Source organism: Cellulomonas algicola, from assembly GCF_003851725.1.
Taxonomy (GTDB): domain Bacteria; phylum Actinomycetota; class Actinomycetes; order Actinomycetales; family Cellulomonadaceae; genus Cellulomonas; species Cellulomonas algicola.
This window is the reverse complement of the sequence record NZ_BHYL01000135.1, coordinates 1-13,867: the sequence shown is the minus strand read 5'-3', so window position 1 is coordinate 13,867 and position 13,867 is coordinate 1. Positions and strand designations below refer to the sequence as shown.

General features: G+C 73.2%; 9 protein-coding genes. 1 reads left to right on the top strand and 8 read right to left on the bottom strand.

The annotated features are described in order from the left end of the window. Positions 1-100: 100 nt before the first annotated feature. The 6 genes from CTKZ_RS10115 to CTKZ_RS10090 form a co-directional block, all read right to left on the bottom strand. A complete protein-coding gene (locus CTKZ_RS10115) occupies positions 101-2,338 on the bottom strand; it encodes a polyribonucleotide nucleotidyltransferase (protein ID WP_124342835.1) in 2,238 nt (745 codons plus the stop codon). Positions 2,339-2,582: 244 nt separating this feature from the next. Next, positions 2,583-2,852, bottom strand: coding sequence for a 30S ribosomal protein S15 (rpsO, locus tag CTKZ_RS10110; protein ID WP_013770699.1), 270 nt, complete (start codon positions 2,850-2,852; stop codon positions 2,583-2,585). Between the two features lie 157 nt (positions 2,853-3,009). Next, entirely contained in the window at positions 3,010-4,050 is a 1,041-nt protein-coding gene (locus CTKZ_RS10105) for a bifunctional riboflavin kinase/FAD synthetase (RefSeq protein WP_124342834.1), read from the bottom strand. Positions 4,051-4,219: 169 nt separating this feature from the next. Continuing rightward, on the bottom strand, positions 4,220-7,480 hold the full coding sequence (locus tag CTKZ_RS22465) for a glycoside hydrolase family 9 protein (RefSeq protein WP_307720296.1): 3,261 nt from the start codon (positions 7,478-7,480) through the stop codon (positions 4,220-4,222). Positions 7,481-7,737: 257 nt separating this feature from the next. Next, positions 7,738-8,685, bottom strand: coding sequence for a tRNA pseudouridine(55) synthase TruB (truB, locus tag CTKZ_RS10095; RefSeq protein ID WP_124342832.1), 948 nt, complete (start codon positions 8,683-8,685; stop codon positions 7,738-7,740). Beyond that, entirely contained in the window at positions 8,682-9,254 is a 573-nt protein-coding gene (locus CTKZ_RS10090; protein WP_235843430.1) for a TetR/AcrR family transcriptional regulator, read from the bottom strand. Before CTKZ_RS10090 ends, truB begins: the two co-directional genes overlap by 4 nt. Before the next feature lie 77 nt (positions 9,255-9,331). Between CTKZ_RS10090 and CTKZ_RS10085 the strand changes: the two genes are divergently transcribed. After that, on the top strand, positions 9,332-10,804 hold the full coding sequence (locus CTKZ_RS10085; protein ID WP_124342831.1) for an MFS transporter: 1,473 nt from the start codon (positions 9,332-9,334) through the stop codon (positions 10,802-10,804). A 118-nt stretch (positions 10,805-10,922) separates the two neighbouring features. Here the strand turns inward: CTKZ_RS10085 and rbfA are convergent, their stop codons facing one another. Together rbfA and infB are read right to left on the bottom strand one after the other, a co-directional pair. Then, on the bottom strand, positions 10,923-11,366 hold the full coding sequence (rbfA, locus tag CTKZ_RS10080) for a 30S ribosome-binding factor RbfA (protein ID WP_124342830.1): 444 nt from the start codon (positions 11,364-11,366) through the stop codon (positions 10,923-10,925). 75 nt (positions 11,367-11,441) lie between these two features. Beyond that, positions 11,442-13,867 (bottom strand): translation initiation factor IF-2 (infB, locus tag CTKZ_RS10075; RefSeq protein WP_124342829.1); only part of this gene is annotated, 2,426 nt, incomplete at its 5' end.

The following is a 13,867-nucleotide window of genomic DNA, read 5'->3' as shown; positions in this document are numbered from 1 at the left end:
GGGCAGGACGGAACGACGCACGATGGCGTCGCCGTCCTGCCCGGCGGTCTGCTCCGCCCCGGGGAGCCCGGGGCCGACGAGCGGGAGGTCCAGCGGCACGTCAGGCGTCGGCGGGCGCCGCGGCGGCGTCCGGCGTCGCGTCGGCAGCGCCCTCGGCGTTCTCCTCGATGACCGCGTGCAGCGAGAGCTTGCCGCGCGGGTCGATCTCGCCGATCTCGACCTGGACCTTCTGCCCGATGGACAGGACGTCCTCGACGTTCTCGACGCGCTTGCCACCGACGAGCTTGCGGATCTGCGAGATGTGCAGCAGACCGTCCTTGCCCGGCGAGAGCGACACGAACGCGCCGAACGTCGTCGTCTTCACGACGGTGCCGACGAAGCGCTCGCCCACCTCGGGCATGTGCGGGTTGGCGATCGCGTTGATCGCCGCACGCGCGGCCTCCGCCGACGGACCGTCGGTGGCGCCGATGTAGACCGTGCCGTCGTCCTCGATCGAGATGTCGGCGCCGGTCTCCTCCTGGATCTGGTTGATCATCTTGCCCTTGGGGCCGATGACCTCGCCGATCTTGTCGACGGGGACCTTCACCGTGATGACGCGCGGCGCGAACGGGCTCATCTCGTCCGGGACGTCGATCGCCTCGGCGATGACGTCGAGGATCGCGAGACGCGCCTCCTTGGCCTGCGTCAGCGCGCCGGCCAGGACCGACGCGGGGATGCCGTCGAGCTTGGTGTCGAGCTGGATCGCGGTGACGAACTCGCGCGTGCCGGCGACCTTGAAGTCCATGTCGCCGAAAGCGTCCTCGGCGCCCAAGATGTCCGTGAGCGCCGCGTAACGGGTCTCACCGTCCACCGTGTCGGACACGAGGCCCATCGCGATGCCCGCGACGGGCGCGCGCAGCGGCACACCCGCGTTGAGCAGCGACAGCGTGGACGCGCAGACCGAGCCCATGGACGTCGAGCCGTTGGAGCCGAGGGCCTCGGACACCTGACGGATCGCGTAGGGGAACTCCTCGCGGCTCGGCAGCACGGGCATGAGCGCCCGCTCGGCGAGCGCGCCGTGGCCGATCTCGCGACGCTTCGGCGAGCCGACGCGGCCCGTCTCACCCGTCGAGTAGGGCGGGAAGTTGTAGTTGTGCATGTACCGCTTGCGCGTCTCCGGGGAGAGCGTGTCGAGCTGCTGCTCCATGCGGAGCATGTTGAGCGTCGTGACGCCGAGGATCTGCGTCTCGCCGCGCTCGAAGATCGCGGAGCCGTGCACGCGGGGCAGGACCTCGACCTCGGCCGAGAGCGTGCGGATGTCCCGCAGGCCACGGCCGTCGATGCGGAAGCCGTCCGTGAGGATGCGCTGGCGGATGAGCTTCTTCTGCACCGACCGGTAAGCGGCGGAGAGCTCCTTCTCGCGGCCCTCGAACTGCTCGGCGAGCTGGCCCACGACCTCGGCCTTGATCTCGTCGAGGCGGTTCTCGCGCGTCTGCTTGTCGGCGATGGACAGCGCCTCGCCCAGCGACGCGGACGCGGCGGACTCGACGGCGGCGAACGCGTCGTCCTGGTAGTCCGGGAACGTCGGGAAGACCTGGGTCTCCTTGGCGGCCTTCGCGGCGAGCTCCTGCTGCGCCTCGACGAGGACCTTGATGAACGGCTTCGCGGCCTCGAGGCCCTGCGCGACGATCTCCTCGGTGGGTGCGGTCGCACCCTCCTGGATGAGGTTCCACGACTTCTCGGGCGCCTCGGCCTCGATCATCGCGATCGCGACGTCGTCACCGACGACACGGCCGGCGACGACCATGTCGAACGTGGCGCGCTCACGCTCGGAGTAGCGCGGGAACGCGACCCACTGGCCGTCGACGAGCGCGATGCGCACGCCACCGACCGGGCCGGAGAACGGCAGGCCGGACAGCTGCGTCGAGATCGACGCGGCGTTGATCGCGAGCACGTCGTACGCGTCGTCCGGGTGGATCGCGAGGACCGTGATGACGACCTGGACCTCGTTGCGCAGGCCCTTGACGAACAGGGGGCGCAGCGGGCGGTCGACCAGACGGCACGCGAGGATCGCCTCGGTCGAGGGACGGCCCTCGCGGCGGAAGAAGGAGCCCGGGATCTTGCCGGCGGCGTACTGCCGCTCCTCGACGTCGATCGTCAGCGGGAAGAAGTCGAACTGGTCCTTGGGGTGCTTGCCGGCCGTCGTGGCCGACAGCAGCATCGTGTCGCCGTCCAGGTAGGCGGCGGCCGAGCCGGCGGCCTGCTTGGCCAGGCGGCCCGTCTCGAACCGGACGGTGCGGGTGCCGAAGCGGCCGTTGTCGATGACGGCCTCGGCGAACTGGATCTCGGGACCCTCCACGGGTGCCCTCCTCGTTCTCGAAGGCGCCGGCCGGCCGCGGCGGTCTTCGACCGTGGTCCTCGGAGCGATGAGCTCCGGGGGCCACTACCGAGGACCGGACGAGCGGGCCGACGCGGTGGATGGTGCTGGGTGGTGCTGGTGGTGCTGGTCGTGCGGGAGGCACGCCGGCCGGACGGTCAGGCCCGACCGGGGCGAACATCGGACCAGCCCGGACCCTGTCGCGGGTCCGGGCTGGTCCGGAGGCTCAACGGCGCAGGCCGAGGCGCTCGATGATCGAGCGGTAGCGGTTGATGTCGACCTTCTGCAGGTAGCCGAGAAGACGACGACGACGACCGACGAGCAGCAGCAGGCCGCGACGGCTGTGGTGGTCGTGCTTGTGCTCCTTGAGGTGCTCCGTCAGGTCCTTGATCCGCTGGGTCAGGACGGCGATCTGCACCTCCGGCGAACCGGTGTCGCCCTCGTGCGTCGCGTACTCGGTCATGATGGCCTGCTTGGTGGCGCTGTCCAGGGACACGGTTCTCCAGGTTGTCTCGTTGCGCGGTGCTCCGGGGCATGTCCACCCGGGCTCTCTCGTTCCGCGGCCGTTCTGACGGCGTCGACCATCGTACCAGGCGGTTCGCACCACCCGGTCAGCCGGTCACGCCGCCCGGTCGGCTGGCTCGCACCGGCCGTCAGGCGGTCGCCGCACCCGCGAGGACCGTGCGGACCTGCTGGACGTCCTCGCCCATCCGCTCCAGGAGCGCGTCGACCGAGTCGAACCGCAGCGTCGGGCGCAGCCGCTCGACGAGCTCGACGACGACCTGCTCGTCGTACAGGTCGAGGTCGTCGCGGTCGAGCACGTACGCCTCGACCCGACGCTCCTGCCCGTCGAACGTGGGGTTCGTGCCGATCGACACCGCGGCCGGCAGCACGCGGTCGGAGTCCTGCGCCGTCACGGGCGTGCCGTCGGCGCGCCGCACCCGCCGCAGCCACCCCGCGTAGACGCCGTCGGCCGGCACCATGCCGGTGAGGTCGCCCCCGAGGTTCGCGGTGGGGTAGCCGAGCTCACGACCGCGCGCGTCACCGTGCACGACGGTCCCCCGCACGCGGTGCGGCCGGCCGAGCACGCGTGCGGCCTGGACGACGTCGCCCGCCTCGAGCAGCTCGCGCGTCCACGTCGACGACCAGCGGCGACGCAGCGGGTCGGCGGCCTGGTCCTCGGCGCTGCCGGGGTCCGCGGCGGGTGCGGGTGTCACGTCCTCGATGACCTCGACGTCGAACCCGTACCGCTCGCCGAGCGCGACCATGGTCGAGAGGTCGCCCGAGTTCTGCCAGCCGAACCGCACGTCACGCCCGACGACGACGGTCCGCGTCCGCAGCCCGTCGACCAGGTACCGCTCGACGAACTCCTGCGGCGTCTGGCGCGCGAAGTCCAGCGTGTAGGGCAGCAGGAGCACGGCGTCGAGACCCGTCTCCGCGAGCAGCTCGAGCCGGTCCTCGTCGCCCGTGATGAGCTCGGGTGCGCTGTCGGGCCGGTGCACCTGGAGCGGGTGCGGCGTGAACGTCACGGCGACGGCGCGCGCGCCGACCGCCCGCGCGTCGGCGCACATCCGCGTGAGGACGCTGACGTGCCCGCGGTGGACACCGTCGAAGTTGCCGATGGTGACGACCGACGGGCCGAACCCGGACGGGACGTCCGCGAGGTCGTTCCAGCGCTGCACAGGGAGGATCATGCCACCGCCGCGACCCACGCCTCGCGACGGTCCCGGTCACGGACGGTCCGCGGCGGTCCGGTGCCTGCGGGGCGGACCTGCTCGTCCACCCCGGGGACGGGCACGGGCACGACGAACGGCGCGCGGCCGACCCGACGAGGGCCCGCCGCGCGCCGTGGTGGACCGTCCGTCAGCTGCGCGGCCGGTCGATGAGGAGCGCCGCCGGCTCCGTCCGCACGGAGCCCTCGGCGTTCGTGAACACCGCGCGGTACTGCGTCGTCGCGGCGAGCACGGTCACCGGGACCCGCAACGTCGTCGACGTCGCCCCCGGGATCGTGTGCCACGACCCGCGGGCCCAGCGCACCTGCCACGCGACGCGCGGCTCGGGGTACCCGTCGGCGGCGGCGCGGAACGTGGCGACCGTGCCGAGCCGGGCCTTGACGTCCGCCGGCTGCTGCGTGACGACCGGAGCGCCCCGCTGCACGGTGAGGCGCGCGGCGGCCGACTCGACCGATCCGGACGCGTTCGTGAACACCGCCCGGTACCGGTTGCCGTCGGTGCTGCCGGTCGCGCGGACCGTGAGCGACGCGCCCGTCGCGCCCCGCACGTCCTTCCAGCCACCGCGAGCGCCCTTCACCTGCCACTGCACCGACGGCGCGGGGACCCCGCCGGCCGCCGCCGTGAACGTGGCGTCGGTGCCCACGCGGGCCGTGGTGTCCACGGGCTGCTGCGTGATCGTGGGCGCGACTGCGGCCGGCTCGCCGGCCCCCTGGTCGGCGACCCACGACGCGACCCAGGACAGCGCCGAGTTCCAGTTGACCGTGATCTCGTTCGTCGACCACGCCTGGATCTCGTCGACGTAGCACGCCGAGGGCGCGCAGCCCGCCGGGAAGGCGGCCTTCGTCGTCGGGTCCCACGTGCCGGCCTGCGAGTTCGGGCCACCGGCGAGCGAGCCGGGCGGCGGGCTCGGCAGCGACGGGTCGAGCTGGTGCGCGAACCACCGGCTGTGCTGCTGGTGCGAGGCGACCTCGCCCCAGCCCGTCACGTACGACTGGTTGAGCGCGTTGCGTCCGAGCAGGTAGTCGAGCCCCTCGAGCGTCGACGCACGGAACCTCGCGTCGCCGGTGAGGTCGTACGCCGTCGCGACCACGACGAGGTTGTTCGCGACCTGCGAGCTCGATCCCCACACGTACTGGCCGCCGGGCGGCGAGTACAGGGAGCCGAAGCCCTGCTCGGCCTGCGCGGCGAGATACTCCTCGGCACCCGCGACGACCGACGCGCGGACGTCGTCGCGGTCCGGCAGCGCGCTCGGGACGGTCGCGAGGTCGAGCCGGCCGAGCGCCGCGACGCTCCCCCAGCTGAACCCGTCCGCCGTGAACACGTCCGCCGTGTGGAGCGGGGACGACGTCACAGCCTGCGCGAACGCGTCCTCTCCGGTCGTGAGGTACAGCTCCGCGGCGGCCCAGTAGAACTCGTCGGACACCTCGGAGTCGTTGTACGCACCGCCGCCGTCCGCACCGGCCTCGCCGGGCGCGTAGAGCGCCGGGTGCGCCTGCGCGGCGGCCCACGTCGAGCGCGCGGCGTCGAGCAGCGTCTGCGCGAACTGCGGGTCGTACTCCTCGAACAGCCGCGCACCCTGCGCCGCGACGGCCGCCAGGTTGAGCGTCGCCGCCGTCGACGGCCGGTGCAGCGAGCGCACCTGCGGGTCGTCGGCCGGCAGGAGCGGCAGGCCGGTCCAGCCCTCGTCGTGCACCTTGTGGTGCACCATCCCCGCGTACTCGCCCTCGGGGACGATCATCGAGAGCATCCACTCGAGCTCCCAGCGCGCCTCGTCGAGCACGTCGGGCACCTCGTTGCCGTGCTCGGGCACGTCGAGCGTGCCGTCCGCGAGCGCGTCGGCCGTGCCCGCGTGCAGCGCGCGCTCGTAGGTCTGGAGCAGCTGCCCGACCGCGATGCCGCCGTTGACGACGTACTTGCCGTGGTCGCCGGCGTCGTACCAGCCACCGCTCACGTCGAGCCGGTAGTCGCACGTCCAGCCGTCGTAGTAGTCGCGCGGGCCGATGCAGGGGACGTCCGTGTCGCCCTGGTTGGGTGCGACACCGACGTGCCCGGCCTCGCGGGCGTACTCCTCGCCGACGACGTCGGCCTCGATCTCGGTGCCCGAGCGCGCGAGGTAGAAGTAGTTCAGCGCGTCGTACCGGAGCTGCTGGTAGAGGTCGGCCTCGATGTCGAACGGGCGGCTCGTCTCGCCGTCCGCGACGAGCGTCCAGCCCTCGCCCTCGGTCGTCACGTCGGAGAAGTCGATGACGTGCACGGCCTGCTCGGCCGACGCCTCGACGCCGCGTGGCTCGCTCGTGCCGTCCGCGACGACCGCGCCGTCGGCGTCGTGCAGCTCCCACGCGACCGCGTCGGTCGCGTCGGTCACGAGCGTCGCGCGCTTGGGGCCGAACGGCAGGTAGCCGACCTGGTTGACGCGCACGCGCGGGCCCGTGTCGGGCTCGTACCCGGGAGGCGGCGTCGCGGACGTCCTCAGCGAGACGTCCGAGATGCAGAACTCGTAGGGCGCGGCCTTGCCGAGGTGGAACGCGAGCTGGCCGGGTGCGGTCCCGTCGGGCGGGAACGTGAGGTTCGACGTGAACGCGTACTCGAGCGTCGTCGGCTCACCCGTGAGCGGTGCGGAGCCCTGCTCGAACGCGGTCCGGTAGGCGCCGCCGCCCTCGCCGACGATGACGCGCACCGGCATGTCGGGCGTCGCGCTCGCGGTGAACGACAGGACGTAGTTCTCGCCCTCGTCGACGGGCAGCCCGTTGTACGACAGGCCCGCGTCCCAGGGGTTGGTCTGACCGCCCGGCAGGTCGACGCACATGCGGCCGTCGGCGAAGACCGGGTCGCTCGTGCCGTACAGCGACCACGGGCCGAGCGACTCGGCGAAGGAGGTGTGCGACAGGAGCTCGACGTCGGAGGACAGCGACACGTCGTCGAGGCAGAAGGTCCACGCGTCGGCGCTGAACCCGCCGAGCTGGAAGGCGATCTGACCCTCGGGGTCGTCGGGTGCGGGGGTCGCGGGGTACGTCGCGGACGCGGTGAACGTCTCGCTGACCTCGCGCGGGTCGGACGTGAGGTCGGGACTCGTGTCGAGCACGGTGCCGTACGGCGCGCCGTTCTGGCCGACGAGCGCGCGGATCGTGACGTCGGTCGAGGCGCTGGCCGTGTAGGCGAGCGTATAGCTCGAGCCCTGCTCGATCGCGACGCCGTTGAGGACCACGCCCACGCCGTACTGCGCCGACCCGGCCGGCACGTCGACGCACAGCGCGCCGGTGCTCGTGTCGATCGGGCCGTCGGTGCCGTAGGCGACCCAGCCCTCGGCCCCGGACTCGAAGGTCCCCTCCCCGATCTGCGACACGGCGAGCGCCGTGCCGCTCCCTGCCAGCGCGAGCGCGACGGTCGCCACGACGGCCGTCGCGCCTCTGCGCGCGTGTGATGACGTGCGAGAAACCACTCTGTCTCCCCTGTCGTAGGAGCGCTCCCATCGCGTGAGCGGGAGCACCGGTGCGGCGGCGGCAGGTTAGGCAGGCGCAGCCCCTCGAGAGAAGCGAATCGATCTGACCAAATCGATTCGGTACCGCGACGAGCGACGACCCGACGGCCCGGCCGTCCGCTCGCACGGACGCGCCCGTGCGGCGGGCAGCGGCGACGGTCCCGACGCCGTCAGGTCGAGGCAGGGGCGAGCACGAGCACCGGGCGGACCCGCGGGCCGCGCTCCTCGACGAGCGCCACGAGCGTGCCGCCCGGCCCGAAGGCCGCGACGGTGCCCGACGGCCCGCCCGGGACCGGTGCGAGCGACTGCCCGTACGACAGCGCGCGCTCCTCCGCGTCCGTGAGCTCGCGGACCGGGAACGTCGCCCGCGCCGCGTCGGCCAGCGGCAGCACGGGCAGCGGTGCATCCTCGGGCTCGGCGCCGAGCTCGTCGAGCGTGCGGGCGACGTCGAGGCCGAAGCCCCCGACGCGCGTGCGGCGCAGCGCCGTCAGGTGCCCGCCGACGCCCAGCGCCACGCCCACGTCGCGCGCGAGCGCACGCACGTACGTGCCCGACGAGCAGACGACCGTGACGTCGACGTCGAGCGCCGGCACCCCGTCGACCACGACCGCGCGGCGGTCGTGCACGTCGAAGCGCGACACCGTCACGGGACGGGCGGCGAGCTCGACCTGCTCCCCCGCCCGGACGCGTGCGTACGCACGCTCACCGGCGACCTTGATCGCCGACACCGAGCTGGGCACCTGCTGGATCGGTCCCGTGAGCGCCGCGACCGCTGCGCCGAGCGCCGCGTCCGTCACCCCGGACGCGTCGCGCGCCGCCACGACCTCGCCCTCGGCGTCGTCGGTCGTCGTCGCCACGCCGAGCCGGACCGTCGCGGTGTACTCCTTGTCCGCGCCGACGACGTACGTGAGCAGCTTCGTCGCCCGGCCGATGCCGAGCACGAGCACGCCCGTGGCCATCGGGTCGAGGGTGCCGGCGTGCCCGACCTTGCGCGTCGCCGCGAGGCGGCGGGTGCGCGCGACGACGTCGTGGCTGGTCCAGCCCTGCGGCTTGTCGACGACGACGAGGCCGTCGGCGGCGGTCGGACGTCGCGGGCCGGTGGGGGTCGGGCGGCTCACGCGATCGGCAGGTGCTCGAGCGTGCACAGGACGAGGCCGTCCATCCCGCTGTCCTCGCCGGTGTGCCGGTGGGCGTCCACGGCGAGCAGGACGTTGATGAGCATCCCTTGCGCGACGAACAGGCGCGCGTCGTCGTCGGTGCCACCCGACCGCTCGCGGAAGAGGCGGAACGCCTCCCCCAGCGTGTGGCGCGCGACGCGGCCGACCTCGTCGTCGCCGCCGGCGATGAAGCCGTGCATGAGCAGGCGCAGCAGGTCGCGGTCCTCGAGCAGGCTGACGTACGCGTCGCCCATGCGCTTGCCGGCCTCGGGGCCCGCGGGGACGCTGCCCAGGGTCGCGAGGACCTGCTCGCTCGCCTGGCGGTAGGCCTCGAGGAAGAGCTCGCGCTTGGACCCGAAGAGGCGGACGACGTACGGCTGCGACACCCCGGCCGCGCGCGCGACCTCGTCCGTCGACGCGGCGTAACCGCCCTCGCCGAAGACGCGCCGCGCGGCGGCGAGGATCTGCTCGCGCCGCTCGGCGCCGGTCATGCGCTGCGGGGCGCTGGTCTGGTCGGTCGTGGACGGCACCTTGACAGGTTATCAGCCGATGCCTACGTTCGCTCTTGTTAGTAATCACTCAATGCCAACAAGCCCGAGGAGTCGACGTGACCTCCACCGCCACCGCACCTCCCCCGAGCGCGAGCCCCGCCCCGAGCCGGACCGACCGGACCGCCGGACGCCGAGGCAGCCGCGCCGTCCCGGTCGGCGTCGCGCTCGTCGCGGCGTCGCTCCCCATGTTCATGGCGACGCTCGACAACCTCGTCATGACGACCGCGCTCCCCGTCCTGCAGGTCGAGCTGTCCGCGTCGCTCGAGCAGCTGCAGTGGATGGTCAACGCCTACACGCTCTCGTTCGCGAGCCTCATGATCGCCGCCGCGACGCTCGGCGACCGGCTCGGACGCCGCCGGGTCTTCGTCACCGGCATCGCGGTCTTCGCCCTCGCGTCCATCGCCTCCGCGCTCGCGACCGACGCCGGCACGCTCATCGCCGCGCGGGCCGTCCAGGGCGCCGGCGCCGCCGCGGTCATGCCGCTGTCGCTCACGCTGCTGGCCGGGTCCGTCCCCGCGGCGCGCCGGGCGATGGCCATCGGCATCTGGGGTGCCGTCTCCGGGCTCGGCGTCGCGCTCGGCCCCGTCATCGGGGGCGCCGTCGTCGACGGCATCGCGTGGCAGGCCATCTTCTGGATCAACGTGCCCGTCGCGATCGTCGCGATCCCGCTCGTGCGCTGGGCGCTGCCCGAGTCGCACGGCCGGCGTCAGCCGCTCGACGTGCCCGGCCTGCTCCTCGCCGGCGGCGGCGTCCTGTCGACCGTGTGGGCCATCATCCGCGGCAACGACGACGGCTGGGGCTCCGCGCGCGTCGTCGGCGGTCTCGTCCTCGGCGCTGTCCTGCTCGTCGCGTTCCTGCGCCGCGAGTCCCGCACGGACCACCCGCTGGTCCCGCTGCGCCTGTTCCGCGTCCGCTCGTTCAGCGTCGCCAACGCCACCGCGCTGCTGTTCTCCGTCGGCGTCTTCGGGATCGTCTTCCTGCTCTCGCAGTACCTGCAGGTCGGCCTCGGCTACTCGCCGCTCGAGGCGGGTCTGCGCACGCTGCCCTGGACGGCCGCGCCCATGCTGGTCGCACCGCTCGCCGGGATGCTCGCACCGCGCGTCGGCGTCCGCCCGCTCCTCACGGCGGGCCTCGCGCTGCAGGCCGCGGGCCTCGCGTGGCAGGGGCTGCTCGTCGGCGGCGACGTCGTCTACGCCGACCTCGTGCCGGGGCTCGTCCTCGCCGGTGTCGGCATGGGCCTGACGTTCGCCCCCAGCGCGACCGCGGTGCTCGCCGACATGGGCGCCGACGACCACGGCACCGCGAGCTCCGTCAACGCGACCATCCGCGAGCTCGGCGGCGCGCTCGGCGTCGCGGTCCTCGTCGCGGTCTTCCAGGCCGCCGACGGGACGCTCACCCCCACGGGCTACACCGCCGGGCTGCAGCCCGCGATGCTCGTCGCCGCCGCGATCGTCGGCGTGGGGGCGGTCATCGCGCTCGCGATGCCCCGCTCCACCGGCCGGGGCGTCACCGGGGTCGCCGCGCACTGACACCTCCCGGGACGCGCCGAGCCCCCGACCGGTTCCGCACCGGTCGGGGGCTCGTCGTCGTCCAGGTGGCGCCGCCCGTGGGGCCGCGCCGTCGTCCTCACCCGGAGGACGTCGCTCGTCAGGCCTGAGCGTCCTCGTCCTCGTCGCCGGGACGGCGGTACGGGTCCGCCTCCCCCGCGTACGACGCCTGCGCGGCGAGCGCCGCGACCTCGGCGTCCCGACGTGCGGCCTCGACCAGCGCCGCGTCGAGGTGCGCCGCGGTCTCCGGCACCGCGTCCAGGTGGAACGCGAGCGTCGGGGTCAGCCGGATGCCGGTCTGCTTGCCGACCTCCGAGCGGATGACGCCCTTGGCGCTCTCGAGCGCCTTCGCGCTGCCCTCGCGCGCCTCGTCGTCGCCGTACACCGTGTAGAAGACGTCGGCGTGCTGCAGGTCGCCCGTCACGCGGACGTCCGTGACGGTGACGAACCCGAGGCGCGGGTCCTTGATGCGCGTGTCGAGCATCTGCGCGACGACCTGCTGGATCCGCTCCGCCAGCTTCCTGGCCCGTCCAGTGTCAGCCATGACACGTCCTTTCTCTCAGCCCAACCAGCTAGAAGCCTCGCACGTGGACGCACCGAGCCCGGCCGCTACGAACGATCAGACGCGCGGCTTCTCGCGCATCTCCCACGTCTCGATGACGTCCTCGACCTGCAGGTCGTTGAACGACCCGAGACCGATACCGCACTCGAAGCCCTCGCGGACCTCGGTGGCGTCGTCCTTGAACCGCTTGAGCGACTCGATCGTGAGGTTGTCCCCGATGACCTTGCCGCCGCGCAGCACGCGGGCCTTCGTGTTCCGGCGGATGAGGCCCGAGCGCACGATGGAACCGGCGATGTTGCCGAACTTGGAGGAGCGGAAGACCTCGCGGATCTCCGCGGAGCCGAGCTGCACCTCCTCGTACTCCGGCTTGAGCATGCCCTTGAGGGCAGCCTCGACGTCGTCGATCGCCTGGTAGATGACCGAGTAGAAGCGCACGTCGACGCCCTCGCGGTCGGCCAGGTCCTCGACGCGCTCCGCGAACTTCACGTTGAAGCCGATGATGATCGCGTTGTCGACCGTCGCCAGGTTGACGTCGTTCTGCGTGATGGCACCCACACCGCGGTGGATGACGCGCAGGTCGACCTCCTCGCCGACGTCGATCTTGAGCAGCGCGTCCTCGAGCGCCTCGACGGCACCCGACACGTCGCCCTTGAGGACCAGGTTGAGGGTCTCGACCTTGCCCTGCGCGAGCGCCTGCGTGAAGTCCTCGAGGCTGATGCGCTTGCGGCGCTTGGCCAGGAGGGCGGCGCGCTCGGCGGCCTCGCGCTTCTCGGCGATCTGACGTGCCGTGCGCTCCTCGGGAGCGACCAGCAGCGTGTCACCGGCGCTCGGCACCGACGCCAGGCCGAGGACCTGGACCGGACGGGCCGGACCCGCCTCGGCGACGGTGTTGCCGTGCTCGTCGAACATCGCCCGGACGCGGCCGTGGGCCGTGCCCGCGACGATCGCGTCGCCGACACGCAGCGTGCCGGACTGGACGAGCACCGTCGCGACGGCACCGCGGCCCTTGTCGAGGTTCGCCTCGATGGCGACACCGCGCGCGTCCTTGTCGGGGTTGGCCCGCAGGTCGAGCGCCGCGTCGGCCGTCAGCAGGACGGCCTCGAGCAGCTGGTCGATGCCCATGTTCTGCTTCGCGGAGACGTCGACGAACATGGTGTCGCCGCCGTACTCCTCGGCCACGAGGTTGTACTCGGTGAGCTGCTGGCGGATCTTGGCGGGGTTGGCCCCCTCCTTGTCCACCTTGTTCACCGCGACCACGATCGGCACGTTGGCGGCCTGCGCGTGGTTGAGCGCCTCGATCGTCTGGGGCATCACGCCGTCGTCGGCCGCGACCACGAGGATCGCGATGTCCGTGACCTGCGCACCACGGGCACGCATGGCGGTGAACGCCTCGTGACCCGGGGTGTCGATGAACGTGATGGCCCGCTCGTTGCCCTCGTGCTCCTTGGTGACCTGGTAGGCACCGATGTGCTGGGTGATCCCACCAGCTTCGCCGGCCACCACGTCCGTGGACCGGATGGCGTCGAGGAGCTTGGTCTTGCCGTGGTCGACGTGACCCATGACGGTGACGACCGGCGGGCGCGCCTGCAGGTCGTCGTCGCCCTCGGCCTCGAGCTCGGCGTCCAGGTCGATGTCGAAGGCCCCGAGCAGCTCGCGGTCCTCCTCCTCGGCCGACACCATCTCGATGACGTAGCCCAGCTCCTGGGCCAGCGCACCGAACGTGTCCTCGTCGAGCGACTGCGTCGCGGTCGCCATCTCACCGAGGTGGAACAGGACCGTGACGAGCGCCGCCGGGTTGGCGTCGATCTTGTCGGCGAAGTCGTTCAGGGACGAGCCGTGCCGCAGGCGGATGACGGTCGAGCCGTTGCCGCGCGGGACGCTGACGCCACCGAGCGACGGGGCCTGCATCGCCTCGAACTCCTGGCGCTTCGCGCGCTTCGACTTCCGCCCACGGACGGGGCGCCCACCGGCGCGACCGAACGCACCCTGCGTGGAGCCGCGACCGGCACCACCGGGACGACCGCCGCCGCCGGGACGACCGGCGAAACCGCCGCCGCCGCCGGGCGCACCGCCGCCGCCACCGGGACGACCGCCGAAGCCGCCACGACCGCCGCCGCCACCACCACCGGGACGACCGGCACCGGCCGGACGCTCACCGGGGCGGCCGACGCCGCTCGACGTGCGGCCCGGCATCATGCCGGGGTTGGGACGCGGACCGCCCGGACGCGGACCACCCGGACGGGGGCCGCCGGGACGGTCGCCACCGCCGGCCGCGGCCGCGGGGGCCTCGGGACGACGGTCGCCGGGACGGGGCATGCCCTGCGAGGGCGCGAACGGGTTGTTGCCCGGGCGGGGACCGCCGGGACGGGGACCGCCGCCGCCGGCACCGGGGCGCTCGCCCTGGCGCGGCATGCCCTGCGAGGGCGCGAACGGGTTGTTGCCGGGACGCGCCGCGGGGCGCGGTGCCGGACGGCCGCCGGGGG